The sequence below is a fragment of the Streptomyces filamentosus genome (genome assembly GCF_014654895.1).
Taxonomy (GTDB): Bacteria; Actinomycetota; Actinomycetes; order Streptomycetales; family Streptomycetaceae; genus Streptomyces; species Streptomyces filamentosus.
Genome location: NZ_BNBE01000003.1, coordinates 1,321,447 through 1,347,399, shown reverse-complemented (window position 1 = coordinate 1,347,399; position 25,953 = coordinate 1,321,447). Strand labels below are relative to the sequence as shown.

The 25,953-nt window shown below is 69.6% G+C and carries 22 protein-coding genes; 20 read left to right on the top strand and 2 right to left on the bottom strand.

Annotated elements, in window-relative coordinates; translation table 11 throughout:
* The first annotated feature begins 74 nt into the window (after window positions 1-74).
* The 17 genes from IE326_RS33635 to IE326_RS33555 all read left to right on the top strand — a co-directional run bounded on the left by IE326_RS33635 (window position 75) and on the right by IE326_RS33555 (window position 22,129).
* The gene (locus tag IE326_RS33635; RefSeq protein WP_190044198.1) at window positions 75-356 is read left to right on the top strand and encodes a hypothetical protein; all 282 of its coding nucleotides are present in this window, start codon (window positions 75-77) and stop codon (window positions 354-356) included.
* Window positions 353-1,462, top strand: coding sequence for a conjugal transfer protein (locus IE326_RS33630; RefSeq protein WP_190044197.1), 1,110 nt, complete (start codon window positions 353-355; stop codon window positions 1,460-1,462). The genes IE326_RS33635 and IE326_RS33630 overlap by 4 nt, the downstream gene beginning before the upstream one ends.
* Before the next feature lie 32 nt (window positions 1,463-1,494).
* Complete coding sequence (locus IE326_RS33625) at window positions 1,495-1,812, top strand: hypothetical protein (protein WP_190044196.1); 318 nt, start codon at window positions 1,495-1,497, stop codon at window positions 1,810-1,812.
* Window positions 1,809-2,417, top strand: coding sequence for a hypothetical protein (locus tag IE326_RS33620; RefSeq protein ID WP_190044195.1), 609 nt, complete (start codon window positions 1,809-1,811; stop codon window positions 2,415-2,417). The genes IE326_RS33625 and IE326_RS33620 overlap by 4 nt, the downstream gene beginning before the upstream one ends.
* Before the next feature lie 40 nt (window positions 2,418-2,457).
* The gene (locus IE326_RS33615; RefSeq protein ID WP_190044194.1) at window positions 2,458-5,055 is read left to right on the top strand and encodes an ATP-binding protein; all 2,598 of its coding nucleotides are present in this window, start codon (window positions 2,458-2,460) and stop codon (window positions 5,053-5,055) included.
* Window positions 5,052-7,646 carry a hypothetical protein gene (locus IE326_RS33610; protein ID WP_268983051.1) on the top strand — a complete coding sequence of 865 codons (2,595 nt, stop codon included), beginning with the start codon at window positions 5,052-5,054 and terminating at the stop codon, window positions 7,644-7,646. Before IE326_RS33615 ends, IE326_RS33610 begins: the two co-directional genes overlap by 4 nt.
* A gap of 80 nt (window positions 7,647-7,726) precedes the next feature.
* Window positions 7,727-8,386 (top strand): hypothetical protein, encoded by a 660-nt coding sequence (locus tag IE326_RS33605; RefSeq protein ID WP_190044193.1) that lies wholly within the window; start codon window positions 7,727-7,729, stop codon window positions 8,384-8,386.
* A gap of 10 nt (window positions 8,387-8,396) precedes the next feature.
* Entirely contained in the window at window positions 8,397-9,863 is a 1,467-nt protein-coding gene (locus tag IE326_RS33600) for a peptidoglycan DD-metalloendopeptidase family protein (RefSeq protein WP_229915773.1), read from the top strand.
* Between the two features lie 583 nt (window positions 9,864-10,446).
* A complete protein-coding gene (locus tag IE326_RS33595; protein ID WP_190044192.1) occupies window positions 10,447-10,965 on the top strand; it encodes a hypothetical protein in 519 nt (172 codons plus the stop codon).
* A 19-nt stretch (window positions 10,966-10,984) separates the two neighbouring features.
* Window positions 10,985-13,366 (top strand): type IV secretory system conjugative DNA transfer family protein, encoded by a 2,382-nt coding sequence (locus tag IE326_RS33590; RefSeq protein WP_229915772.1) that lies wholly within the window; start codon window positions 10,985-10,987, stop codon window positions 13,364-13,366.
* Window positions 13,363-14,400: a replication-relaxation family protein gene (locus tag IE326_RS33585; RefSeq protein ID WP_190044190.1), complete on the top strand. Its 1,038-nt coding sequence runs from the start codon at window positions 13,363-13,365 to the stop codon at window positions 14,398-14,400. The genes IE326_RS33590 and IE326_RS33585 overlap by 4 nt, the downstream gene beginning before the upstream one ends.
* Before the next feature lie 71 nt (window positions 14,401-14,471).
* Window positions 14,472-15,797, top strand: coding sequence for a ParB/RepB/Spo0J family partition protein (locus IE326_RS33580; RefSeq protein ID WP_190044189.1), 1,326 nt, complete (start codon window positions 14,472-14,474; stop codon window positions 15,795-15,797).
* On the top strand, window positions 15,794-16,927 hold the full coding sequence (locus IE326_RS33575; RefSeq protein WP_190044188.1) for a DUF4417 domain-containing protein: 1,134 nt from the start codon (window positions 15,794-15,796) through the stop codon (window positions 16,925-16,927). The genes IE326_RS33580 and IE326_RS33575 overlap by 4 nt, the downstream gene beginning before the upstream one ends.
* Before the next feature lie 2 nt (window positions 16,928-16,929).
* Window positions 16,930-18,405: an amidoligase family protein gene (locus IE326_RS33570; protein WP_190044187.1), complete on the top strand. Its 1,476-nt coding sequence runs from the start codon at window positions 16,930-16,932 to the stop codon at window positions 18,403-18,405.
* Between the two features lie 80 nt (window positions 18,406-18,485).
* A complete protein-coding gene (locus IE326_RS33565; RefSeq protein ID WP_190044186.1) occupies window positions 18,486-19,949 on the top strand; it encodes an amidoligase family protein in 1,464 nt (487 codons plus the stop codon).
* A gap of 15 nt (window positions 19,950-19,964) precedes the next feature.
* Window positions 19,965-20,507 carry a hypothetical protein gene (locus IE326_RS33560; protein ID WP_190044185.1) on the top strand — a complete coding sequence of 181 codons (543 nt, stop codon included), beginning with the start codon at window positions 19,965-19,967 and terminating at the stop codon, window positions 20,505-20,507.
* A complete protein-coding gene (locus IE326_RS33555; protein ID WP_373310343.1) occupies window positions 20,504-22,129 on the top strand; it encodes an amidoligase family protein in 1,626 nt (541 codons plus the stop codon). Before IE326_RS33560 ends, IE326_RS33555 begins: the two co-directional genes overlap by 4 nt.
* Window positions 22,130-22,228: 99 nt before the next feature.
* Here IE326_RS33555 and IE326_RS33550 read toward each other — a convergent pair whose 3' ends face one another.
* Complete coding sequence (locus IE326_RS33550; protein ID WP_190044183.1) at window positions 22,229-23,167, bottom strand: class II glutamine amidotransferase; 939 nt, start codon at window positions 23,165-23,167, stop codon at window positions 22,229-22,231.
* Between the two features lie 137 nt (window positions 23,168-23,304).
* Window positions 23,305-23,727: a gamma-glutamylcyclotransferase family protein gene (locus IE326_RS33545; RefSeq protein WP_190044182.1), complete on the bottom strand. Its 423-nt coding sequence runs from the start codon at window positions 23,725-23,727 to the stop codon at window positions 23,305-23,307.
* A gap of 324 nt (window positions 23,728-24,051) precedes the next feature.
* Here IE326_RS33545 and IE326_RS33540 point away from each other — a divergent pair, with 324 nt between their 5' ends.
* The 3 genes from IE326_RS33540 to IE326_RS33530 all read left to right on the top strand — a co-directional run bounded on the left by IE326_RS33540 (window position 24,052) and on the right by IE326_RS33530 (window position 25,843).
* Window positions 24,052-24,558, top strand: coding sequence for a hypothetical protein (locus tag IE326_RS33540; RefSeq protein ID WP_190044181.1), 507 nt, complete (start codon window positions 24,052-24,054; stop codon window positions 24,556-24,558).
* A 71-nt stretch (window positions 24,559-24,629) separates the two neighbouring features.
* Window positions 24,630-25,052, top strand: coding sequence for a hypothetical protein (locus IE326_RS33535; protein ID WP_190044180.1), 423 nt, complete (start codon window positions 24,630-24,632; stop codon window positions 25,050-25,052).
* Window positions 25,049-25,843, top strand: coding sequence for a GP88 family protein (locus IE326_RS33530; RefSeq protein WP_190044179.1), 795 nt, complete (start codon window positions 25,049-25,051; stop codon window positions 25,841-25,843). The genes IE326_RS33535 and IE326_RS33530 overlap by 4 nt, the downstream gene beginning before the upstream one ends.
* Window positions 25,844-25,953 lie beyond the last annotated feature (110 nt).

The window sequence follows — 25,953 nt, the reverse complement described above, 5'->3', positions numbered from 1 at the left end:
AAACCACACCTCTACGGGTGATCCACGTACGGCCCCCTTCCCACTCTGACCACCGATTTTCACGGGAGTACTCCATGGCTGCCGCCCCCTACACCGGTCCCGCCCGCTCCGGCCCTCTGGCCGATGAGGACGAGACCCGCGTGGCCTCTGCTCGCATCACCGCGACCCGCCTGGGGACCGCGTTGGTGCGCGACCCGCTCGACCGGACCGTGCACGAGCAGATGCGCCAGTTCCTCGACAACGACTCCGAACCCGCGCTCCAGTCCTGGGAGGTCCTCAAGGCGCGCACTCCCGAGCAGCTGAAGTCCCGCATCGCCGAGCTCCTGACCGCCCAGGCCCAGCGGAGCGTGTCGTGAAGCGGGCGCGCCGCAGGGCTCGTCGCGAGCAGCAGGACTGGCCCGAGGACTCGGTCGCCGAGACCAGCGAGCCGGCCCAGACCGAGCAGGACGACGTCGACGAGCAGCAGTCCATCGGGTGGAAGACCAGCACGGCCGGGCTCGCCGGTCTGACGCGTCTGGCCCGGGCAGGCACGTGGGCACTGATCGCCTCCGGCCCGCTGATCGGAGCCATGGCCCTGTTCGGCTCGTCGGCGCCTGCCCAGACCGCCGCCAAGGCGGCACCCGCAGTCGAGTCGAGTGCCTCCACCGGCCCGGCCGGTTTCGCGCAGCTGTTCGTGGGCGCCTACCTGGAGGCGGGCGAGGGGACGGAGCAGAACCTGACTCCGTACTACTCGGGCAGCGTGGCCCTCACCCACCCGGCCGGGACTCGAAGTGCCCTGCGGACCCAGGCGATGGACGCCCGCGAGGTCTCCCCCGGCTACTGGAGCGTCACCGTGGCGGTCAACGTCGCGGCGAAGTCCAAGAAGGGCGGCTACACGGACGCCGGCGTTCAGTACTTCCGGGTCGGCGTGCAGTCGACCGGGTCCGGTGACACCAGCGCGTACACCGCGGTGTCCTTGCCGGCGCAGGTCGCGGCCCCGACCGCGCTCAAGCCCGGTGACCTCGGATACCCCACCTCGCGGGGCAGCGGGAGCTCCGACCCTGCGTCCGACACCGCGGCCTCGTTCCTGAAGGCGTACGTCGCCGGCCAGGGCGAGCTCGACCGCTACACGTCTCCCGGCGTCCACCTCTCCCCCGTGGTGCCGACCCCCTACACCTCGATCAAGCTCACCAGCGTCCAGGACAACTCGAAGGACAACGCCGGCACGAAGGTGCCCGGCGACGGCATCCGCAGGCGCCTGCTGGTCTCCATCGACGCCACCGACGCGGACGGCAACACCTTCCCCCTCACCTACGCGCTTGGCCTGACCGCGCGCGCCGGGCGCTGGGAGGTCTCCTCCCTCGACGACGCCCCGGCCACCGCCGCAACGAGCAAGCCGTCCAGCGCACCGAGCTCGCAGGCGCCCTCTGCTCCTTCGGCTCCCTCCACGCCCGGCGGCTCCGCGCCGCCGTCCGGCAGCTGACCACGTCGCCACGACCGAAAGAGGAATCGTTCATGCACACGCTGACCGCTGACCCCAACACCGTGGTCCTCGCCGGCGACCTGCTCGACTGGGCCACTCTCAAGACGAACCAGATCGGCGCGCTCATCAAGCTGGTTGTGGGTGTCATGGTGCTCGCCGCCGTCGCGATGGCGTACTGGAGGACCAAGTCCTGGGTGGCCACGCTCGTCGCGTTCCTCCTGGGCGCTCTCGTGCTGTGGGGCATCGCCAACCTGCCGTCGCTGCAGAGCAAGGTCGGCTCGGAGATCCAGGACAAGGCGAGCGCCTCCGTGCAGGTGCTCGGCCCCGATGACGTGCGGGCGCTGCTGTGAGTGCCTCTGAGGAAGACCTCGTCGGGCACTCCTACACCCGCGCCCGCAGGCACCCGCTCGTCATCGGCAAGCTCCCGGGCGCCGGACGGATCCCGGGAGGCCCGTACACGATCACCCAGATCGTCACCATGGTCGTCGTCTTCGGCTGCCTGGCCCTGACGCAGGCCCTGTGGGCGCACTTCGGTCTCGCGAACATCCTGATCATGATCGCGCTCCCATGGGGGCTGGCCTGGGTTCTGCGCTACGCGCGCATCGACGGCCGGGACCCGGCGCGCGCGCTGCGGTCCCTGCTCGTCTACGCCTCGGCGCCGGCGGGCGGCCGGCTCGCCGGCCGCCCGCAGCGGCAGTCCCGCCCCCATCTGACACGCACGACCTGCACCGTCCGTGTCACCAGCCAGCCCACCGACGAACCCGTTGCCGTCGCGCCGGCGCGGGCCCCGCGCGCCGAGGGACCGCGGCCTGTGCGCCGGACAGTCGGCCCCGCGGCCGCCGCGGCGCCCTCCGCGCCGGCCAACTCCGCGCGCACGGCGGCGCCGCGCACCGGCGGGCGCAGCCAGCTGCAAAGCCTTCTTGCCTCGCTCGAGGACCAGAACCCCCGTTCCTAGCGCCGCTGCCCCGCGCGCCCTGTTCACGAAGGACTCCCCCATGCGTCTCCCCGTCCGGCACATCAGCGGCCACCTCATCTGGACGACCAACGCCGCCACGTGGGGCGTGTGGAAGGTCGACAGCGAGAACTACACCCACGGCTCGAAGGCCACCAAGAGGGAGCGTCTCGACGCGCTCGAGGCTCTCTTCAAGGCATTGCGCGGCGATGCCCTGCTGCTGAGCCTGTGCCCGCAGGTCGACGCGGCCTCCGTCGTCAAGCGGATGACCGCCGGCGTCGATTGGGACAAAAGCCCGGAGTACGTCGACCTCTCTCTGAAGGTGCTCGATCAGTTGGACGGGCTCGAGCTCACCGGGCGCGTCGACTTCCTGGCGATACCCCTGCCGCACCTGGACCTCAAGCAGACCGCCAAGGCTGTTGCTTCGTCCGCCCAGGTCGAGGTCATGGCCGCGCTCGGCCTGCCGAGTCCGCCCGTCTCCACGGCCGAGGAAGCCAAGCGCCTGCTCCAGGCCAACCGCCTCGCCGCCTCGTGGCCGGGCGGCATCAAGCTCAAGGCCGCCACCGAGGCCGAGATCCTGTGGATCTACGGACACGCGGCACGACGCGGCCTGGACGAGCCGCTGTTCCCCGAAGAAGGGACACCCCGCGGCCTGCGCGGCCGGGGGCACACCATCGCCGCCCACACTCAGGTCGTTCTCGACGAGGGCGGTCGCGGCGGCCAGCGCCGCAAGGGTCCGTCCAACCCCTTCGCCCGCCGGTACGCCAAGGTGACCACCGAACACGGCAGTAGCTACCAGGCGTTCAGTGTCCTTGCCGAGATGCCCGAGAGCTTCCGGTTCCCCGGCTCGGAGTACCTGGCCGCCCTGGACGATTTCGGCTTCCCGGTCGACTGGGCGGTGCGCCTGAACATCGAGGCCGGCGCGAAGGCCGAGCCGAAGTCCCGCAGGCAGCAGCGCGAGCTCGCCCACCAGCGAGGCGAGTACGACGGCGAGACCGCCGGCGTTCCCGCCAGCCTGGACAAGGCCGCCTTCGCCCTGGACGAGTACCGCGACCGGCTGACCTCCTCGGCCACCGAGGTCGAGATCCGCGCTTCCGTCGTCACCTGCGTGTGGGGCGCCACCCCGGAAGAGGCCAACGAACGTGCAGCCTCCCTGCAGCACCACTTCGGCGGCAACGACTACACCCTCACCCGTCCCGTCGGCGACCAGGTGCCGCTCTTCCACGCGATGCTGCCCGGCACCAAGACGCCCCGGCCACTCCTCGACTTCACCCAGTACCTGCTGGCCAGGGACTTCGCCATGGCGATGCCGTTCAGCGGCGCCAACCTCGGCGACGACACCGGCTCCCTGTTCGGCCTGCAGCTGTCCGGCGGCGGCGTACGCCCTGTCCTCATCGACTTCAGCCACGGTCCGCGCGTCAACGCCAGCGCGAGTGCCGCGTTCGTCGGCGAGCTCGGCTCCGGCAAGAGTGTCGCCCTCAAGACCGCGATGTACTCGATCCTGTCCACCGGGCACCGCGCGGGCCAGGCCCGAAGCCGCGGCCGAGCCCTGGTGATCGACCGCACCCCGCAGCAGGAATGGAGCCGCTTCGCCCTGGCCTGCCCGGGCGAGACCCAGATCATCCGCGTCGACGAGACCGCCGGCGTCTCACTCGACCCGCTGCGGGTCTTTCGCGGCCCCCGCGCGGCCCGCTACTGCGAGTCCTTCCTCACGCCCCTGCTCGACATCGCCAGCATGTCGGTCGAAGGCGTCACGCTCGCCGAGGCCATCGAGACCACGCGCCGGGGCCCCAACCCGTCGATGACCTCGCTCATCACCAACCTCGGCCTGCGCGCCAAGACCCCGGACCCGGACGAGCCGAACGACATCGCCGTGCGCGCCGCGGCCTCCGAACTCGTCCGCAAGATGCGGGCCCTGGCCAAGAAGGACCTAGGCCGCACGATCTTCGACCCGAACCTGCCGGTCGTCAGGATCAGCAACGCCGACTCGATCGTGTTCGCCGTCGACCGCCTCGCCCTGCCGCGGAAGGAGGAACTCGACGAGCACCGCCTGCGCAGCCTGGAGGTGGAGACCCGTTTCGGCTGGCGCCTGATGTACCTGATCACCGCGCTGTGCCGCGAGGTCGCCTTCTCCAACCCGGCGGAGTTCACCGGAGTGTTCCTGGACGAGTGCTGGTGGCTCACTGCATCGGCCGAGGGCTCCAACCTTCTGCTCGAGATCATCGCCGACGGCCGCAAGCACAACGCCGGGGTTTACGCGGGCTCGCACGACCCGTACGACATCGGGCCGAAGAACGAGATCGGCGACAAGATCCGCGCCCTGCTCAGCCACATCTTCGTCTTCCGCCACCGCAGCAAGACCCTCGCCGCCCGCTGCCTCGAATTCATCGACCTCGACCCCGCCGACGACGAGATGATCAAACTGATCACGGAGAACCTGAGCCCACTCAACGTCTCTGACGCCGAGCGCAGCCTGCGCGCCGGCGAAGGCCTCTACCGCGACCTGCGCCGGCGCATCGGCGGCATCAAGGTGCTCATCCCGGCCGACGACGAAGCCGCCGACGCCATCCACACCACCCCGGGTCAGATGGACGAGGACGAGCCGGCCGTCGATGTGCCCCTCGAAGGGGCGCTCGCATGAAGTCCGCCCCCCGTGCCGCGCCGCGCGGCCGCGCCCTGCGGATCTGGCTCATAGCCGTGCCCCTGGCACTGCTGCTGGGCCTGTCCGCCGCGGTCGCCTTCGCCGACACGGTCCCCAATCCGCAGCCAGGACCGGCGCCCACCGCGCCGGACGCCAAACCGACCCCGAAGCCGGACAAGCCCACGCCCAAGCCGAACCCCGAGCCCGGCAAGGACAAGCCGAAGCCCGAGCCCGGCAAGGACAAGCCGAAGCCCGAGCCGGAGGACTCCTACAACCCCATGGAGCCCCGGCCCGGCTTGACGCCGCCTGCGACGCAGCCGGGCGACGAGAACCGTCCGGTCGAGGACCTGAGCAAGTCGCCCAAGGACGCCTCCGACGGGCTGCTGCAGCCCTTCAACGTCAAGGACAGGGACGGCGTCCCGATCAGCGCGTACAGCGTGGATTCGGACACAGGCGACTGGAACGACATCGACCTGAAGATCTGGAACCTGCTCTCGCAGCTCTTCATGGGGATCGCCAAATGGTTCATCGGCTTCTCGTGCTGGCTGATCGACTGGGCGCTCGACTTCGGCCTCGCCAAGATGCTCGTCAAGCCTGCCGACGACATCGCCACGAGCCTGCGTGACCAGGTGATCAACCGCCTCGGCCTGCCGGGACTCTTCCTACTCTTCTCCGGCCTGTACGCGGCGTGGCACATCCTGTTCAAGAACCGCAGCCGCGGCTTCGCCGAGGCCGGCATGTCCCTGGTCGTGGCCGCCGTGGCCACCACGGTGCTGCTCTCCCCCGCCCAGGTACTGCTGGGTACGCACGACCAGCCGTCTCCCGGCAGCTCCACCATGCTGCTGAGCGACGAGGGGATGGTCGGCAAGGCCAAAGACCTGTCGCTCGAGGTGAGCGCAGTCGTGCTGTCGCAGAACCCCGCAGGAGACACCAAGCCGGAGAACGTCTCCAAACCGATCACCGACGCCCTCGTCGACGCGTTCATCGTCAAGCCGACCCAGCTCATGCTCTACGGCAAGACGTTCAAGGATCCTGCCTGCTCGAAGGCCTTCGCCGAGGCATCGCTGGTCAAATACAACTTCGAGCAGATGGGCATCGACTTCTACGAAGCCAACCGGATCAACCCCACGGGTGAAGCCACCTACTCAGCCCAGCTCACCAACTCTGGCGAGCACTTCACCAAGGTCTGCAAGGTCAAGAAGGGGGACGCGAAGAAGGCATCGGCCGACATGACTTTCTCGGCCGCGTTCGTCGCTCTCGCCGCGATCATCGTGTCCGTCCTCATGGTGCTGGTCACCGGCACCTTCCTGGTCTCGCAGGGCTGGTTGGCGTTCGAAGCGATGAAGGGCCACTGGGCCCTGGCCGCAGGCATCCTGCCGGGCGGCGGCCGCGGAGTGCTGTGGCGCTGGGTGTCCGCGATCGTCAAGGCGATCCTCGGCGTCATCCTCGCGATCTTGTTCCTCGCCGTCTTCATCGTCGTGATCATCGCGCTGATCGACGCGGACACCGGGGAGATCCTCGCGGTCAAGTTCATCTGCCTCGACCTGGCCGCGGTCGCTGGGCTCGTCGGCCAGAAGAAGATCAAGGAGACGGCGAAGCAGGTCAGCGTCAACCTCAACCGCCGCCTGGCCAATGCCCGGGTCGGCGGCAGCCGCCAGAGCGTCTTCAACCAGTTCGGCCGCTACGCCGAGACCGCCCCCGGCATCAAGCAGCTGTTCGGCGAGGCACGCGGCGAGGCACGCAAGGTCACCCAGCCGCTCGCCCGAGCCGGGCGCAGCGCCAAGCAGATGTGGATGGGGCCGCCGCAGCAAGGCAAGCGCGGAGGCCGCCTGCGCTCCGCGGCCCGGCTGGCAGCCAACGCCGCAGCCGCCGTGGGCACCGGCGGTGCCGCCACCGCCGCGAAGGTCGCCGCCCAGGGAGCCGCCAAGCAGGCACTGCGCCGCCGGCTCGCCACGGCTGCCACGAACAAGCTGTCGCAGTCCCGCGGCGGACGCGTCACCCTCATGGCCGGCAAGGGCGCAGCAGCGACCGCTCGCTTCGGCTGGAAGGCGACCAAGGTCGCCACTCTCGCCACTGCGGGCGCTCCGGTCGGAATTCCCCGTGGAATCGCCGCCACCAAGCGGGGCGGCGCTGCCGCAGCCGCGCGTGCATCTGCACTCAAGGGGCAGCTGACCGCGGCGAAGAACCGGGCTGTTGACCGGGTCACCGCCAAGGTCGACAGCACCCGGGCTTTCCGCAGCGAGTACCGCCGGAATGTGCAGACTGCCGCGCGGTTCGTCGGCCGTCATGCAGCCAACGCGCAACTCGGGATGGCTCAGCCGTTGGCAGGCACGACCCGGCCGTCCAACCCTCCCGGCACACGCGCAGCCGCCACCGCTCCCCCGGTTCCCGGCGCAGCCCCGGCACCGTCGGGGGCCGGTTCCTCATCGACCGGTCCCGCAGCGGACCCGGCGTCCATCTCGATGCCCGTGCTGAGCCTCCCGCCCATGCCCAGGCGGGGCGATGACCCGCCGGCACCTCCTCCGCCCACGGCCCCGCGCGCCATTCGTAGGGCCACGAGGCCTGCCGGTCCGCCTCGACGCCGCAGCTGAGCGATCACCGCGGGGGTCAGCACAGAGCTGGCCCCCGCGCCCGAACTTCCCTCGCCTTGCCTCGCCTACAGGAGGTGTCCATGCCCGCATCCCAGCCCGAGAAGTCAGGTTTCTGGAAGATCTTTGCGCTCTTCGCCGCGGCCGCCCTCCTGGCGATCACCGGGATCCTGCTCCTGGTCGTCGACCGCGGCCGGGTCGCCCCGTTTGCCGAGCCGGATACTGCCGCGGCCTCTCCAGGACCCGCTTCCTCCGCGCCCAGCACATCGTCAGCCGGTCCGACGCCGACGTCGCAGGGCACCGCGGCGGCGGAACAGGAGCCGTCCGCTCCGGGAGCGGTGCCACCGGAGGCTGCCGACACGGCACGTCGGTTCGTCCTGGCGTGGGCCTCGCATGACGCACGCCCGGGACACGACGTCTCCTTCAGCGATGCCGGCCGGCGCGCGGCCGCGTACGCCACCGACGAGTTCGCCGCCCAACTGCGCGAGCCGGGCGACCGGTCCACGCGGCTGTGGCAGCAGTGGACCGCAGGCAAAGTCCGCGTGACCTGCGTTGTAGATCGCGTCGCCACCCCCGACGGAGCCCCCTCCGCGACAACGACACGGGCCTACGTGCGGCTCCTCTACACCTGCACGACCCGCGCTGCCGGGCAGCCGGCCACTCGCTCCCACGATCAGCTCGCACTCGAGATGCGCCACGAGCCCGCAGGCGCGTGGCGGGTCGCCGCGATCGTGAACGCCTGAGGAGACCGCGGTGAAGAAGACCCTTATGAACCTCGGCATCGCCTGGCTGTGCTTCTGTGCCCTCATCGTCGCCGCCGTGATCGCCATCGTGACCAAGCTCGGCAGCGACAACACCGGCAATGACATCCAGAACGCCGGCTTCGGCGGCGGCATCTCCAAGAGCGCCGATGTCCCGGACTGGTTGCGGACCCTGATCTACAACGCCATCAGCAAGTACGGATGTCCCGAGGTGACCCCTGCCCTCCTGGCCGCGCAGCTGTACCAGGAGAGCAGCTTCGACCCCAAGGCCGAGTCCTACAAGATCGTCAAGAAGAAGGACGGGACCAAGGTGAAGGTCCCCCTGGCCCAGGGAATCGCACAGTTCATTCCCGGTACGTGGAAGACCCACGGCAAGGACGGCGACGGAGACGGCGACAAGGACGTCTGGGACCCGGTCGACGCGGTGCCGGCGGCCGTCGACTACGACTGCGACCTCGCCGAAGACGTCCGTAACGTTCCTGGCGACAAGTCGGACAACATGCTGGCCGCGTATAACGCCGGCCCGTTCAAGGTACAGAAGTACAACGGCATCCCGCCGTACGAAGAGACGAGGCGATACGTTCGCGAGATCCGGGAGAGGGCAGAGAAGTGGGCCGCCCCGATGGAGGGAAAGGTTTCCGACGGTCTCGCTAGCGTCGTTGCCGGCGCGAAGGAAGCCCTGGGCACCCCATACCTCTTCGGCGGGAACTGCAAGCCACCGTTCTCCGACGGCAACCGGTGCGACTGCTCAAGCCTGGTCAAGTACGCCTGGAGCAAGGTCGGGGTGAATCTTCCCCGCACAAGCTACGCCCAGGTCGGCATCGGCACGCTGGTGAAGTCGGTGAACGACCTGCGCCCCGGCGACCTGATCTTCACAGGGGGCAGCGCCGCCCACCCGGAGCATGTGTCCATGTACATCGGCGAGTCCAAAGTCATCGACGCCCCGAGAACAGGACATAACGTCCGGATCGAGCCTCTTTCGTATTGGAAGTCACGCATTCTGATCATGAAGCGGCCGAACTACACCGAGCCGCGCACAGGCGGGGTATCGGGCACTTGGGTGGCGCCCGTCGCCAACGACACGATCGGCACCGGGTACCGCGTGTCAGGCTCTATGTGGTCCAGCGGCTACCACACCGGCATCGACTTCCCCGTGCCCACCGGTACAGCGATCCGCGCAGTTGGACCGGGCACCGTCGTCACGGCCGGCTGGAACCGCGCCTACGGGTATCAGGTGGTGATCAGGCACGGGGACGGCAAGTACTCCCAGTACGCGCACCTGTCCTCACTGATCGTCATGGATGGGCAGAAGGTGAAGGGCGGTGACCGGATTGGCTACTCCGGCGCCACGGGCAACGTCAGCGGCCCGCACCTGCACTTCGAGATACGCACCGGACCGGGGTACGGATCGGACATCGACCCGCTGCGCTACCTGCGCAGCCAAGGCGTCAAGATCTGACCTGCACGCCTCGTCATGGCCTCTCAAGGAGAGGCCGGCGCTCTTCTGCCAATGAGACCCGACCGCGCTGGTGAAACTCTGCGCGGTCGGGCGGGCTGGCAAGGCGTTTCGCGGGCGTGCCACCTCCCTTGAGAAGGGGGCCCGTTCGGCGTAGACGGGACATGAGCGGCCCGGATGCTGGCGTGCCGAGCCGTCTCTCACCTCTCTCACCAAGGCTGCGCCCGCTGCGTCGCTGATTCCGACCGGGTCAGCCGCCGCGCCGCCGAGCGCTCCGTGCTTCGCTCGCGTGACCCAATACGTCGACAGGAGCAGGGCACCGCTGCGGCCCCTCCTGGCCTGCGCACTCGGCGCTCGATGAGACGAACTGCGATCCGTCAACGTTCGGTGAGATTCGCTCAGCGTTCGAGGCGACAGGGCAACCAGCATCTCCTCAGGCGACGGCGGGCGAAGTTTATTCGGACTCAATGTCACACGGACGTCCGAAACCACACCTCTATAGGCATCCGCACTCCCCGTCTCCCCGGAGTTCCGACATGCCTGCTGCCTCTCTCCTTCCGGCCTTCCCGCGCCCAGGAGCCGCCCGATGACCACGAACGACGTCATCGACCGGCTGATCCAAGTCGGACAAGACCTCCCGGCGTACGGGCAGACCGCCCTCACCTGGCTGACCGGCAACGTGTGGTGGCTGATTCCCGTGCCGGTGGTCGTCGCCATCTCCGTTTCCGTCGCGCGTCGACGCTTCGGCCGGAAGCCGCTCAAGGACCGGCAGGCGTTCGAGCTCCTCCCGACCACCGGCTTCGACCCGGTGCTCGAGGACGTCCTCCGTTTCGCCAAGCAGCTGGCCCAGGCGCAGCGGAGTGTCTCGCGCTGGGCCTTCACCCCTGTGCGCGGCACGGCGGTGCGTGTGCGGCTGCTGTCCCAGGGCGGGTTGCTGACCATGCGCATTGAAGGGCCGGCCCGGGCCGCGTCGGTCCTTCGCCACCAGAGCTACAGCCAGTGCGAGATGCGGGCGGTCGGTCCCGCAGTAGCCAGCTCCGAGCGTCCGGAGATCCGTCTCGGCGCGGACCTCGACACCAGCTCTCAGACCGCTCTTGCGGCGTGACCCCCCGAAGGAGTCTGTGGTGAGCAAGAAGAAGGCGACATCCCCCCGCGGTCACGGACGCGGACCGCGCAGGCCCAAACCGCGCAAGGACACGCCCAAGCAGCAGCACGTAGCCCGCGCCGAGCTGGCGTTGGCACTGCCGGACCACCTCGCCTTGCGCGAGGTGCCGATCAAGCCCGATCCGCTGGAGGCGCTCGCGGCTGCGGTCGCGGATGTGCGTGAGGACCTGGGGGAACGAGCGGACATCGTCCTGGACCTGGTGCCGATATCGCCCTCCCGGGTCGGCCGTCGGCGCAGCCGCCTGCTGGCGCGAGCCCGTCGCAACCCCAGCGGGATGCCGGCGATCCCCGGCCTTCCGCAGCAGGGCTCGGGGGGCGGGTTCGGCCTGGACCGCCTGGCGTCCCTGGGAAGCGAGATCGCCGCGGAGATGCGCGGGCAGCAGGGCCGCGGCGGCCAGCGCCCCGCTCAGCGCCAGCGCATGCCGACTGTGTCCGACGTCAAGGCGGCCATGGGCAAGTTCGGTCCGGGCGCGGATCCGGTGTTCGCCCTCCAGATGCTGATTCGTACCTGCTCCTCCGATCCGGCGCGGCCGCGGATACTGCTGGAGCAGATCATGGCAACGCTCGAAAGCTGGGCCGGCGACAATCACCTGCGCCCGGTGGGTCTGAACCTGCTCGTGACGCGGCTGCGTGCGGACTCGCGGCTCTACCGGCGCAGTTTCGACCGCCGATTCGTCACCGGAGAGTTCGCGCCGCGGCGTTCCAGCTGGGTGACGGGCGCGGAGCTCGCCGGCCTGCTCAAGCCCGCCACGAAGCACAACATGGCGGCCAACGTCGCCCGTTCGGGTGGCGTGGTGCCCCCGCCGCCGCCGAGCCTGCCCACGTGGACCGGCCAGGCGGATCTCCTTCCCCTGGGGTGGGTGACCAAGCCCGGCGGCGGTGAGCGGCTGGCCGGCCTGCCCCTGGCCTACCTGCTGTTCGGGCTGTTCCTCGGGAAGGCGGGATACGGCAAGACGGAAATGTCGCTGGTGCAGGCGATCGCGCTCGCTCACAACGGGCACGGGACCCTTTTCCTGGACCCGCACGGCGACGGCTGGCAGCGCGCGCGGCCCTACCTCGCTCATCCGCACATCGAGCCGCGGCTGTGGGAGATCGACCTGACGTCGCCGGACCTGGACGCGATGGTGGGCTCCTGGAACCCGCTGTCCATGGAGAACCGCGGCGAGGAGGAGATCCCGGACATCGTCAACGCGATCGTCACCGGCTTCGCGAGCGCTCTGAACTGGTCGGACTCCGCGGGGCGGGCCAAGACCATCCTGACGCGGTCGGTCCAGACCCTCGCCCATCTGTCCTGGATGCTGTCGCAGGCCGGGAAGCCCGAGCTGGCGCCGACGATATTCCAGATCCGCACCCTGCTCAACGACGAGGTGTGGCGAGACGCGGTCGTGCCGTATCTGCCCAAGACACTGCGGGACTTCTGGGTGCAGACCTATCCGAAGTACTCCAACGAGGCAACTCCGGTCGTCACGAACATCATCGAGCGCCTCGACAGCTCGAACGCCTTGAAGGGGTTCCTCGGGTCCTCGCTGAGCACGTACGACATCCGGCACGCCATGGACAACGGGAACGTCGTCTTCGTGTGCCCGTCCGGCACCGGCGACACCGACCGCATCGTCTCCTGCCTGCTGATCTACGACCTGTTCCGCGCCGGGCTGTCACGGCGCACCATGCCCGTCGCCGACCGCAAGGACTTCTACGCCTTCATCGACGAGCTGACTGCGGTGGACGGCGCGAGCAAGGGCACCCTTGCCGCCATCGCCGAGCAGCTGCGCAAGTACAAGGTGAAGCTCCTGGCGATGACGCAGATGGCGCAGCGGCTGTCGGCAACGACGAGGCAGGGCCTGCTGCAGAACCTGTCGATCCTGTCCACCACGGCCAGCGACATCGACGAGGCGCAGATGGTGGTGCGGCGCTGGGGCAAGAAGGTCGCGCCCGACACGATCTCGCAGCTGCAGCGCTACCACTACGTCATGTCCGTCACCCTCGACGGCGGCCAGAGCGACCCCTTCCGGGTCCGGGGCGCGAGCGTCGAGGACGTCTACAGCGACTACCACCGCCCCGACGACGTCCACCGCCTGGACGCCGCGGTCAACGAGAACCTGCGCCGGCGCCGGGTGCGGGACATCCTCGACGACCTCGCCAGGCTCGACACCCGCATCCGCATGTTCATGGCCACGCTGCCGCCGCCCCCGCCGGACGACGACGATCCCGGTCCCGGGGAGCCGCCGGCCGACGATCAGGGCCCCGAGCCGCCGGATGACGGCCAGGGCCCGGCTGAGCAGGAGCCGGCCCCCAGCAACGTCACCTACCTCACCAAGACCAAGGGGTCACACGTCGGATGAGCACCCAGACCGAACCCGAACTGCTGCACCGCCCGCAGCGGACCCTCAGCTTCCACGCCGTCGCCAAGTCGGCCCTCGACCTGCTCTACCAGCACCGCCTCATGACCACGGATCAGCTCGCAAGGCTGCTGACGCCGACTGCTCACAGCACGTCCTACCTGCGGCGGCAGCTGGTGGCCCTCGAGGAGGGCGGTCTCGTCCAGCGTCTGCGCGCCCAGGGCAAGGCCAGCCCGGGCCACGGGTTCAACCGTCCCTACGTGTGGTTCCTGACCGAGACGGGTGCCGACGCCGTGGAACAGGCGGCGGAGGTCTTCTCCCGCCGCTACCGGGTGACACCCGAGTCGGCGGCCAGCACGCGCCAGGCCCACACCCTGGCCGTCAACGAGGCCGGCATCGCGTTCGTCGAGCACGCGCGCCGGCTCGGGCATGACTGCACGCCCCTGTCGTGGACCCCGGAGGTCGCCCACCGCATCCGCGACGGGCAGCGCCGCTTCGAAGACGATCACGTGATCTCCGACGCCGTCCTGCACTACGTCCACGTCCACCGCGGCGCGCGCACCATGCTGAACGTGTTCATCGAGCTCGACCGGGCCACCATGACCGCGGCCGAGCTCGCCAAGAAGGTCTCCGCGTATGGGCGGCTGTACGAGTTCGTGCCGCAGCACCCCGACCGGGCTCGGCGCTCCGCGGCGTCGACCCGGCCGGCGTGGCAGCACGCGTACCCGGCCTTCCCGCGCCTGCTGATCGTCCTCGACGGTGCGCCCGGCCCCACCCTGGCCAAACGCCTCGCCGACCGCACCGAGGACCTGTACACGCTCACGCGAGTCGACCCCCGCCTGTCCCGGCTCGCCAGCAACCTCTCCGTGGGGGTCACCACCCTTGCGCAGCTCAAGGAGCACGGCCCGTTCGGACGGATCTTCACGCCGCTGCTGCGCGGAACACCCGAGCAGCGGCATCCCCTCACCGACATGCTGCTGCGCCGACCGGCCGCGGCGGCGTCGGCTCGCCACCCGCCCGCTCCTGCTCCCCGCTGACCTGCACGCATAACCCCTTCGGGGCGGGCGCCTGGGCGCCTGACGACTACCTGCGAAAGGAGGCTCTGCCGATGACCGTCGCCGTTGAGGAATCCCCGGCCCCTGCGCCCGCCGTCCTGGGGCTGGCCGAGGCTCTGGAGAGCTCGGAGCACCTGCGCCAGCGTCGTTTCGAGATGCTCCCGATGCGCGGCTCGGTCTACACCGACGTGCAGGGCCGCGGGCCGGGCCCGAGCACCAGCCCGGAAGGCCTCGCCGATCTGATCACCTCGATCTCGACCGTCGGCGTGCTTCATCCCGTCCTGGTGGAGGAGCTGCCCGGTCCGGACAACCGCATCCAGCGGCGCCTGGTAATCGGCGAACGCCGCTACCGGGCCTGCCGCTGGGGCGCGGTCAACCAGCCCGACAACCCGAGGTTCGAGAGGCTGCCCGCCGTCATCTGCCCTGGACCGCTGAGTGACGAGGACCGGCGGACCTGGCAGCTGGTGGAGAACCTGGCCCGCGAGGACCTCCAGCCCGGCGAGCTCGCCAAGGCTCTGCTCCTGGAGCGCAGCGCGATCCTGCGTGCCCAGCTCGACAACGCCGGCATCGAGGTGAGCGAGGCCGTCCAGCGGCTGGAAGACCCCGTCGCCCGCTTCGAGGCCCTGGAGAAGTTGCGCGGCAGCGACGCCAACCTCGCCGCGCCGTGGAACCTGGTGCTGCGCCGGCTGGGCCTGCAGATCACCCCGCGCCGAGCTCGCGAGGTCGTTGCCGCGTTCCGGACCCTGCCGCGTGAACTGTCCGCGGACATGGACCAGCACCAAGTCGCTCTCGCGGCACGGACGAATCTCGCCCGCCTCAGCCGCGGACGTCGCGAGGCCGCCGCTGAACTGTGGCAGGCCGTCAAGCGTCTCGGCCGCACGGACCTGCTGTCGGCCGCTACACGGGCACAGGCGACCAACCCGGACATGCCGGCCGACACCGCCGCCAGTGCTGCGGTCACCGCATACGAGCGAGCCAACGCCGAACGAGCCGCGGCACTTGCCCGGCTACCGGCGCCGGCTGGCCACGGCGCCGAGGACGATGCTGCAGCTCCGGACGAGACGACGTCGGCCCCCCTGGCTGACGGCGCGGATGCTGAACAGCCCCGACAGAGCGGCGAAACGACAGCGTTCGACGAGGTTTCCGAGGAACCGGCAACCGCAGGATCGGAGGGCGAGCAACATCCGCGCGTCGACGAGCCGCTCGAGCCTGTCGATCCGCCCGTCGTGACCGCCGCCCTTGAGGCCCTGCGCGCGCTCAACACCCAACTCGCAGACGGCCGCACCCTCCACCGATTCGACGCGGGCTCACTCCGCATGCTCCTGACCGATCTCCAGCGCCACACCAGCGCCGGCGCCGAAAGGACCGCTGCCGCATGACCGTCCCCCTGCCCATGCCCGGAATCGGGAAGCCCGTTCCGGCACCCGCCTCCGGCTGCGACTGCAACAACTGCCCCTTCTTCATGGACAACCCCAGGGCCGTCGAACCCGTGTGCTCCGGCTGCACCTCCAGCTGCGAGTACTGCGGCTGCGCCCGCGCCGAGGACCCGCTCCCCGGCAGCGAGCCGGGACTGGCCTGCACCCGCTGCCCGATCCGCTGCGGCACCCGGCCCGACCGCGAGGCCTGGATGAAGGACATCGGCGGCACGATGCACTTCACCGGCCTGCGGGCACCCGGCGCCCTCCCCGACCTGCCCCTGTTCACCCCCCAGGTCGACGGACACGACGTGCCGACCCTCGACGCCCAGCTCCGCTGGCCCGCCTACGCCCTCGGGCTGCGCCGCGTCATCAGCCCCAAGACGCACAAGCTGTTCCCCCGCTGGGAAGGCCAGACCGCGCATCAGTTCCTGAACCTGCGGCCCGAGCAGAAGGCCATCCTCAGCGGCTACGCGGAAGACCCTCTCGTCGAGGCGTACTGGACGCGCCGCAAGGCCGACGGCTTCGCCGAGATGCTCGCCGCCCAGAAGTGGGACCTCGTGCTCACCCCGAACGCGTCGATGTACTTTAACCAGCCCCGCGCCGAGAACTTGATCAACATGCGGCGCAACCTGATGCTCGCCGCCGAGCTCTCCGCCGCCGGTGTCACGGCGGTTCCCAACATCTACTGGCTCCGTCTCGAAGACCTCGACCGCTACCTCGACTGGCTCGACGAGACCCCCGCTCTGCCGCCTGCCCTGGCCATGAACCTGCAGACGTTCCGCACGCAGGCCGACTGGGAGGAGATGGCGGTCCCGGGTCTTACCTACCTGGCCGCCACCCTCCCGCCGGACCTGCCCATGGTCCTGACTGGAGCCAGCCGTGCCGACCGGATCGCCACCCTCAAGGCTCTCTTCCCGGGCCGGCTCTACCTCATCAGCCAGAACCCGCTGCAGTACGCCCGCCACGGCGCCGTCATGACCGAGGACGGGCGTGTCGACACCCACGCGCGCACCGAGGACCTGTTCACCGCCAACGTCCGCTTCTACGCCGGCCTGGCCGACGGCACGATCACCCCGCGGAACGAGGCCTGATTATGGGCTCGGGCAGCCGGATCGACCACCAGCACCACCTCGTCGCCACCACCGCGGCGGGGCTGACCATTGAGGCCCCGGCCGAGCGGGTCGACCTCATGCCCGAGGGTCAGCGTGAACTCATCGACCAGGCTCTGGCGATCCAGGCCCGCTGGGAGGCGAACAACGGACAGGCCACGATCGAGGAAACGATGGAGTACTGGGGCCTGCGCAACCGGCTCCGGATGGAGCATGACCTGTGGAACGGACACGGCCTCATCGAGGACGCCGACCGCGAAGACGTCCAGGATCATGACAGCCCCGGCTTCCCGCCCCGGGCCACCGAGCCGCCAGCCGGTATCCCCGTACAGCGCGCTGCCGCACAACAGGTTCTGGACGAGGTCGCCGCCGAGCACAACGCTGCCGCGGCGCTCCAGGTGCAGGCCCGTGACCGGTGGCCCGACGAGCGGGAAGTCAGCTTCGTCGAGGACTTCGAGGCCTTCCGCCAGATCCACGACGCCGCGTGGAGCCGGGAGCTCCGCGGTGAAGAAGCAGTGCCCTACCTGCTCGAAGACGCCACCGGCGGCCTCGGCGCCCGGGAAGGCGGGCGCGGATTCGGCGTCGAGATCGAGTTCGTCACCGACGGCGACTACGACGACCAGGAGGAGGCGCTGCGCGCCATCGGCAGGGACCTGCACGAGGCCGGCCTGGCGCGTGACAGCCGGCAACACGGCTACCACTCGCAGGCCGCAGCCGGTTACACCGACGCCCCCAACGCCTGGCGGCTGGAGGACGACTGCACCGTGACCGGCGAGATCGTCTCGCCGATCCTGTACGACGAGCCGCAGACCTGGCAGAACCTCGCCACTGTCTGCGAGATCGTCCGGCGGCACGGCGGCGGCGCCAGCGAACGCACCGGCGGTCACGTGCACGTCGGCCTGCACGACTACGACCACGACGTCTCGAACCACACCCGCCTCATGCAGATGTACGACCACTACGAGGACGTCCTGTTCCGGCTCGCCGCCAACCGCATCGCCCCCAACTCCGCACACCGCGGGACCGAATGGTGTGAGCCCAACTTCGTGCCCACAGGCGGATACCGCTCACTGAGCGACGTGCAGCGCAACGGCCACGGCCGCGCGGTCAACCTCTCGGCAGCACACGGCCGGCAGAGCGACCACGGCGAGTTCCGGCTGTGGGACGGCTCGGTCGACCCCGCCGTCATCCAGACGCAGATCAACCTCTCCCTGGGCATGGTGAACGCGGCCGTGCGCGGCAGTGCTGCGCACACCCGGCGTGGGGAGCGGATGCCGCTCGGCCGCCACCGGCGGGACTGGGGGCCCGACCACCGCCTCCGCGTCGGGGAGCTGGAGACCAACAGCCTCCACTTCCGCCAGTTCGCCGACGAGATCTTCCACCGGCGCGCACAGATGCAGCAGGCGGCCTCGCTGTACGCGGTCACACGCTGGCAACAGCCCGAGTCCCAGGGCTGGTAGCGCCCACCGTCACGTCCACACATCACACCGCCGACCTGCACCACCTCGGTCGGCCAGATCACCGAAAGGGGGCCGTACCCATGGGATCCGGCAGCAGAATCGATCACCAGCACCACCTCGTCGCCACCACCGCGGCGGGCACCACCATCAGCGCTCCCAGCCAGGGAGTCAGCCTGTCCCCCGAGGACGAACACCAGCAGTTGGTCAGCCGCGTGCTGCAGCTCGGCACGGCCGTAGCCGAGGGCCGCGATAACCCGGAGGAGCTCGCCGAGTTCTACGAGCTCCGCCAGCGTTTGCAGGAAGAGTTCGGTCACGCCGAGGACTCGCTCGACGAGCAGATCGTGCAGGCCACCGGCACAGGCGTGTCGGTGCCCCAGCAGCGGGACCTCCCGCCGGAATGGGGCAGTGCGGAGGAGCGGGCTGTCCAGCGGGCCGCGGCTCAGCAGGTCCTGGACGAGGTCGCCGCCGAGCACCAGGCCGCCGCCTCGCTCCAGGAGCAGGCCCGCGAGCAGTGGCCGCCCGACGAGGTCAGCTACACCGAGGACTTCGACGCCTTCCAGCGCGACTACGACGCCGCCCGCGACCGCGCCGAGCGCGGTGAGCAGGTCGTCCCGTACATGACGGAGAACGCCACTGGCGGTCTCGGCGCCCGCGAGGGCGGCCGCGGCTTCGGAGTGGAGATCGAGTTCGACATCGAGCCCGGCGTCGACAGGCGGCAGGCGATCCGAAACATCGCCCGTGAACTGCGTGATGCCGGCCTTTCCCGCACGGCGGAGCAGTACCGCTACCACGCCCAGCAGAACGCGGGCTACACCGACGCCCCGGACGCGTGGCGGCTGGAGGAAGACTGCACGGTGGCCGGCGAGCTCGTCTCGCCGATCCTGTACGACGAGCCGCAGACCTGGCAGAACCTCGCCACGGCCTGCGAGATCATCGAGCGCAACGGCGGTCGTGCGTCGTTCGGCACCGGCGGCCACGTGCACGTGGGCATGCACGACTTCGACCACGACGTCGCCAATCACACGCGCCTCATGCAGATGTACAAGGCCCATGAGGATGTGCTGTACCGGCTCGCGCAGAACCCCGCCTCCGAAGGGAACCAGCACCGGGGTACACGCTGGTGCAGCCCTAACCCCGTGCCGTCCGAGGGCTACTCGTCGATCTCGGACATCAGCTCGTTCCACGGGCAGGCGGTGAATCTCAGCGGGGCCCGGCGCGGCGGGCAGAGCGCCCACGGCGAGTTCCGGCTGTGGGACGGCTCGCTCAACCCATCCGTGATCCAGACGCAGGTGAAGCTCTCCCTGGGCATGGCCGCCGCGGCCGTCCGGCAGGACACCGCTGTCTCTGGTCCGCGCATGGAGCTGGGCAGCCACCGCGAGCAGCGACGTCAGGCCGGACTCGGACAGCGGCGGCGGCTGTCCGGTGACGATTGGCGCACGACCACCGCGAACTTCCGGAACCTGGTCGACTCACTGTTCCAGCGCCCTGAGGATAAGGCTCAGGCCACCGCTCTTTTCCACGAAACCCGCTGGCAGCGCCGCTAACCCCTTGGAGATGTCATGACGTTCATCCGCACCCGCAATGCCTCCTCGGCCGCCACGCCTCTCGCTCCTCCGACCAAGGACGACGGCAGCAACTACGTCTTCGAGATGATCTACGACGGCGGGAGCTGGCGCGGCTACGCCGACACTCCGGCCGAACTCATGGAAGGCCTGATCCCGGAGTACCCCGAGCTGGTGAGCCCCAAGGAGAAGGCCGCTGCCCGAATCCGGCTCGCCCTGCGTCTTCAGGTCCAGCTGCAGGCTGGGCTCGCGGCGTCGGAGGAGTTCGGGCAGTGCACCCCCGAGCAGCAGCAGGCGCTCCTCGCCCCGCGGGACACGCCGCCGATCGTCAGCCGCTGGGACGCTCCCGTCCCGCTGGTGCTGGTGACCACGTTCTACAAGCCGGCCGGCCGTCTGCCGCGGCCTGAGGGACCCGAGGGCGCGCTGATCTGGATCGAGCCGGACGACGAGTGGAGCCTGCTGGTCTCGCTGCACCAGGCCGGCGTGATCCACGTGGCCGCCGAGCAGGGCGCACTGCCGCCCAATGTCCGAGGGGAATGATCGTGGGGTCGGGGAGCCGAATAGATCACCAGCACCACAGCGTCGCGCCCACACGCGGTACCGACACGCTCGTCGCCGAGGCCGCGCCGCTCACCATTGAGGAGCGGCCGGAGCGCACAACGGTCCGCATCGTCGACACCACCGCGGCCGACGCTCCGATCCTGCAGACCTACGTGGTCAGCGGCGACGACCACCTGCTGTTCCTGCCGCGCAACCCTGACATCATCCGGGGCCAGGTGACCGGCGAACAGGACGCCCTGGTTCAGCTGGGGGCCAGCGTCGCCGACGAGGACGGACGCCACTTCATCGAGGGCGACGTCCGGGTCAGCCGCGGCCCGGACGGCCAACTCCAGGTCAGCCCGGAGAACCTGAGGTGCACCGGCGGCGACATGCACGCCGGCGACGAGGACGGCACCTGCGTTCACCAGGGCGCCATAGCCAACCTGGTTCAGGACCAGCTCGGCTCAAGCGGCCGCTCCGCGATCGACCGGGCCGCGGCCCAGGAAGTCCTCGACGAAGTCGCGGCCGAGCACGCCGCCTCGATCGCCGCGCAGGACCAGGCGCGCGTCGAGCGGGCGGCCCAGCCTGCGGTGCGCTCCTACCTGGAGGACATGGACGCCTTCCAGGAGGCCTACGACCAGGCCCGAGACCGCCAGCGGGCGGGCGAGCCCCTGGTGCCGTACATGACGGAGAACGCCACCGGCGGCCTCGGCGCCCGTGAGGGCGGCCGCGCGTTCGGAGTGGAGATCGAGTTTGACTACCCGGACTCCATGACGCACTCCGAGCGGCAGGCCGCCAGCCGGCGCATCGCGCGCGAACTCCACGAGGCGGGAATCGCGCCGGACGCCAACGTGAACGGCTGGCACGCCTCGGCACGCGCGGGCTACACCGACGCACCGAACGCGTGGCGGCTGGAGTACGACAGCACTGTTGCCGGCGAGATCGTCTCGCCCATCCTCTACGACGAGCCGCAGACCTGGAACAACCTGGCGCAGGTGTGCGAGATCGTCCGGCGCAACGGGGGCATCGCCAGCCCGCGAACGGGCGGCCACGTCCACGTCGCGGTCCCCGACTACGACCACACCGTCGAGAACCACAACCAGCTGATCAACACGGTGGCCGGGTACGAGGACGTCATCTACCGGCTCGCCCAGAACCCCGCTGCCGACCGTCATCGAGGGCTGGAGTGGTGCACCCCGAACACCCAGCCGTCGGGCCCGTACACTTCGGTCTCGGCCGTCCGGGGTTACAACAACAGTCATCACATCGGGCTGAACTTCCAGTCCGTCCACGGCCGGCAGAGTGACCACGCCGAGTTCCGCATGTGGGACGGCTCCTTGGACCCTGGGACCATCCAGGCCCAGGTCAACGTGTCGCTGGGCCTGACGAACGCGGCTTTGCGGGAGGCCGGCAGCACTCCTCCGCCGCCTCCGCAGCGGGTCGGGCACCATCGCCGTGCGAGGGCTCAGGCCGGGCAGCGTGGGCGCCTGACCGGCGAGGCATGGACCAATGCCACGCGTTCGTTCCGCGACATGGCCGACAGGATTTTCGGCCGGGAGGAGAACCGGGCGCAGGCGGCCGCGTTGTTCGCCGGCACCCGCTGGCACGACGGCCGGTACTGAGGGGCCGGTCAAGAACGAAAGGGGCCGGTCAAGAACGAAAGGGGCCGGGGCACCGCAGTACGCGGTGCCCCGGCCCCTTTCTGCCTTCGGGCCGATGACCTACTTGCCGCTGGGAGACAGCCACAGCGGCGCCGTGACGGACCGCGAGCGCTGGGGCTCACGCAGCGTCCGGTGACTGCACACCTCCTCGTCGGCCACCTGGTCCTCGATGCTGAAGCCCCGGTAGGCGACGATGTGCGCCAGCCGGTCATCCTTCGCCCGCGCCGTCGCGGTGAAGCGGCGGTTGCTCACCAGGGCCGGACTGCCCGATGAGTAGTCGATCATCATCAGCGTGCCCTCCGGCACCATCAGAATCTCCGCGATGGTCACGTCCGCCGCACGCGCGGCCTTGCGGAACCATCCCGGGTTGGACGCCCAGTAGAGGTTCCCCTCGGTGTCGACGGCGACGGAGAGCGGGCTCACCGCTGTACGGGCCAGCATGACGAGCTGCGGCCAGCGCCGGTCCGTCCACACCAGCGCGGCGCGGCCTACGACGGACTCCAGGACGTCGAGGGTGGGCAAGATGACCCCGCGCTCCTGGTCGAGCGCCTGATAGAGCACCTCGGTGTCGGTCTCACCCGCCGCTCGGGGGAGGTCATACTGCGCCCGCAGCCGCCACGCGTCCACGTCTCCGTTGTGCGTGCCGATGAGCTGCCCCACCTGCAGCGGGCTGGAGTTGACCAGCGTCGTCCGCCCCTGGGTCGCCCAGCGGGTGTGACCGAGTGCGACCGGAGCCGCGTCGAGGTCACTCATGTAGTCGGACTTCCACACGTTACGGAACCGGCCGGATCCCTTGATGATGCGCCAGCCTCCCGCCGTGACGTCACGGCGGTTGTTGACCGGACGCTGCGTCAGCGGCTGCGTTGCGGCCGTGGCGAATGCCAGGCCCGCCGAGTCCTTTCCTCGCTCTTCGGCCAGATGCCCCAGGGCGGCACACATGATGGTGGCGCGGGTGGGGTCACAGGTCTGGTTTCGGACAACTCCGAACAGACCGCACATAGTTGTTCCTTTTCTGCCTCGATTCTCCGCGAGGAGGCCGAGGTGTACTGCTCAAGCCGTCAGGCCGCGCCGCGCGCGGCCTGACGGGTACTGCATGGTGGGGTGTTCATCCGCCCACCCCAGAGGGCGATGCGGATTTACTGGGACTCCGCCTTGACGAAGTCGCCGCCGGGGATCTCCTCGGCGTCGGTGAACCAGCGGCGGGACGACTCGCCCGCGAGGTACACGTACGCCTCGATCTCGCTGCCGTCGGCCAGAGTGACGGTGCGGACCTTGCGGTCGTACATGTTGCTGCGGCCGTCACCCCGGTAGCCTTCGAGCCGGTCGAGCCGACGGAGCACGTCGGGCCACCGCTCGGGGTCCACGTCCATGACCTCGCCGACGACCTGCCGGCCGTCCCGCTGGATCGCGAAGGGGACACCGGAACCGAAGATCGCGTAGTCGTTCAGGATCGCGGGGCGCTCCTGAATCGTGGTGCCCTCCAGGATGCCGAAGTAGTTGCCCTGCCCGGCACGGAGCGTGCCATAGACGAAAACGGGCTTCTGCTCAGTGGTGAACACGGGTTCGCCACCTTTCTGGTACTGCTCGCCGGTCACCTTCTCCGGCGTTGATGACTCAACTCTACAGCACTATTTCCAATTACGCAAGGTCCGCCATCCATCCTCTCATGTTGCGTAATTGGATTTACTGCCGTACCTTTAGGTGTGTCGCCGGGTGTGAACACGCACCGCCCGGCGACCCTGTGAAGGAGCCGCCCGCGTGCGGCTCGACCTCCGCTGCCCCCTCCCAGCACAGCGGAGGCACAGGCTCCGGGCGCGGCGCTCACGGCGCCGCGCCCGGACCGAACGCCCGCCCAACCGGCCCTTCACCCCATGGAGTTGCCCATGCCGTTCATGATGAGCACCCGCGCTCTGGCCCGGCTCGACCACGCGGCACTCCGCGCCGCTGGCCAAAGGTCAGCAGAGGGCCGGCCGAGCCGGATCGGCGGCGCGGCAGCACCGTATGCCGTCTTCGCCACCGTCGGCTATGCGCGCACCAGGCTGCGCCACGTGCTCCGCCTGAGGCGGTGGGTTCCCGTCATCAGCCAGGCCGACGACCTCCATCCCCTCATCGAAGGGGCCTTGAGCCCGGCCATCCGGCTGCGGATCCCGGCCGGATCCGTGACCCGCGAGTTCTTGGCCGCCTACGACAGCACCCGGCATTTCGCCCTGAGCCCCATCGCCCCGTGCCCGCAGTGCGGAGCGCGCGTTCCGACGGTGTGCATCAACAACCTGGCCGACTACGGCGACTGGCTGCGTGGCGCCCAGGACCTCGCCGAGTCCCCGTTCTACCGCACCTCGCCCGCCCATCACGATGACTGCCCGCTCCCGCGTCAGCCACTGACGACGTAGTCGGGTCCGCAGCACCCCGCGTCGCGGCGCCCGAACGCGTCGCCGCGCCCGAATAGATCGAAGCAGTACCGATGACTCGCTCCCATCCCCCGCACCCGCTACGGAAGCAGGCCGAACCGACCATCACCGTGGTGTCGGTGCCGGCCCCTGCGCGACGCACCGAGAAGGAACAGATCTTCCACGACGGCCTCACCGAACACCTCTTGTTCGCGCTGCCGATCGCGATGCTCGAGATCAGCCGGATGCCACCGCACGCACTGGACCCGCTCCGGGCCACGGCGGCCGCGGCCATCGGCGGCCGCGGCGACGTTCTCCAGTTCCCGAGCAAGAAGCACACCGCCGAGGCGGGCCAGCAGTTGGACCTCGGACTCGCCTACCTGGCGCTGATAACCGCAGGCGGCATCACCAAGTTCGGTGTGCACGCCTGCGCCGCGCCCCATGACGACTGCCCGGCCGACACATCGAGCTCCAACCAGACGGAAAGCACGACATGAACACCAGCTCGACCGCCGACACGCCGCACACGAAGCCCAAGGCGCGCCGGTGGCTCCTCACCCAGAACCGGCAATTGCGAGCTGAAGGGATCTTCAACTGGCCACTTCCCGCTTGGGCCGGCCGCTTTTCCGATGGATCGACATACAACGCCTGCCCGGAGGCCGGGGCCTGCGCCAAGCTCTGCTACGCGAGGGTGGGGACCTATCGGTGGCCGGTCGTCCTGGCCGCGCACGAGCGCAACATGTGGATGACGATGCACGCCCTGGACGAGTGGGAAGCCCAGATGACCGAGGAACTCCAGCACAGGCGGTACCGAGGAAAGTGGATTCGCTTGCACGATTCCGGCGACTTCCATTCCGACGAATACTTGCAGGCATGGCTGCGCATCATGCGGAACGCCCCCGCGGACACCTGGTTCTACTGCTACACGAAATCCGTTTCACGTTTCCGCCGGCTCGTTGAGCCGAATCCGCCCGAGAATTTCCTGTGGTGCTACAGCCTGGGCGGGAAGGAGGACCATCTGCTGGACCTGGAGAGCGACCGCCATGCCGACGTGTTCCCCGGCGTCAAGGAACTGGAGGAGGCGGGCTACACCGATCAGACGGAATCCGACCTCCTGTCCGTCCTGAGCGAGTCGCCGAAGGTCGGCATCCCAGCGAACTACATCCCGATGCTGCTCAAGCGCCAGGGTGACGAGACCTTCAGCAGCTTGCAGCGCGCCCTGGACAAGAAGCTCGCCGAGAAGAAGCAGCGCCGCACGGCCGAAGGCGAACTCGGTCTCGCTTCCTGACCCGCCGGCTACCGGCCCACCCGTCCGGCCGGGGCCAGAAATCACCGCACTATGAACCTCCGGGCGTGCCGGGGAGCACAGGCTCCCCGGCACGCCCGCGCCGGTTCCAA

Bases quoted from the DNA above. Each gene is read 5' to 3' on its own strand.
- IE326_RS33540 (WP_190044181.1), top strand. From the start codon at position 24,052: ATGCCGTTCATGATGAGCACCCGCGCTCTGGCCCGGCTCGACCACGCG.
- IE326_RS33555 (WP_373310343.1), top strand. From the start codon at position 20,504: ATGATCGTGGGGTCGGGGAGCCGAATAGATCACCAGCACCACAGCGTC.
- IE326_RS33595 (WP_190044192.1), top strand. From the start codon at position 10,447: ATGACCACGAACGACGTCATCGACCGGCTGATCCAAGTCGGACAAGAC.
- IE326_RS33560 (WP_190044185.1), top strand. From the start codon at position 19,965: ATGACGTTCATCCGCACCCGCAATGCCTCCTCGGCCGCCACGCCTCTC.
- IE326_RS33610 (WP_268983051.1), top strand. From the start codon at position 5,052: ATGAAGTCCGCCCCCCGTGCCGCGCCGCGCGGCCGCGCCCTGCGGATC.
- IE326_RS33585 (WP_190044190.1), top strand. From the start codon at position 13,363: ATGAGCACCCAGACCGAACCCGAACTGCTGCACCGCCCGCAGCGGACC.
- IE326_RS33575 (WP_190044188.1), top strand. From the start codon at position 15,794: ATGACCGTCCCCCTGCCCATGCCCGGAATCGGGAAGCCCGTTCCGGCA.
- IE326_RS33530 (WP_190044179.1), top strand. From the start codon at position 25,049: ATGAACACCAGCTCGACCGCCGACACGCCGCACACGAAGCCCAAGGCG.
- IE326_RS33605 (WP_190044193.1), top strand. From the start codon at position 7,727: ATGCCCGCATCCCAGCCCGAGAAGTCAGGTTTCTGGAAGATCTTTGCG.
- IE326_RS33625 (WP_190044196.1), top strand. From the start codon at position 1,495: ATGCACACGCTGACCGCTGACCCCAACACCGTGGTCCTCGCCGGCGAC.
- IE326_RS33535 (WP_190044180.1), top strand. From the start codon at position 24,630: ATGACTCGCTCCCATCCCCCGCACCCGCTACGGAAGCAGGCCGAACCG.
- IE326_RS33615 (WP_190044194.1), top strand. From the start codon at position 2,458: ATGCGTCTCCCCGTCCGGCACATCAGCGGCCACCTCATCTGGACGACC.
- IE326_RS33565 (WP_190044186.1), top strand. From the start codon at position 18,486: ATGGGATCCGGCAGCAGAATCGATCACCAGCACCACCTCGTCGCCACC.
- IE326_RS33635 (WP_190044198.1), top strand. From the start codon at position 75: ATGGCTGCCGCCCCCTACACCGGTCCCGCCCGCTCCGGCCCTCTGGCC.
- IE326_RS33570 (WP_190044187.1), top strand. From the start codon at position 16,930: ATGGGCTCGGGCAGCCGGATCGACCACCAGCACCACCTCGTCGCCACC.
- IE326_RS33550 (WP_190044183.1), bottom strand. From the start codon at position 23,167: ATGTGCGGTCTGTTCGGAGTTGTCCGAAACCAGACCTGTGACCCCACC.
- IE326_RS33580 (WP_190044189.1), top strand. From the start codon at position 14,472: ATGACCGTCGCCGTTGAGGAATCCCCGGCCCCTGCGCCCGCCGTCCTG.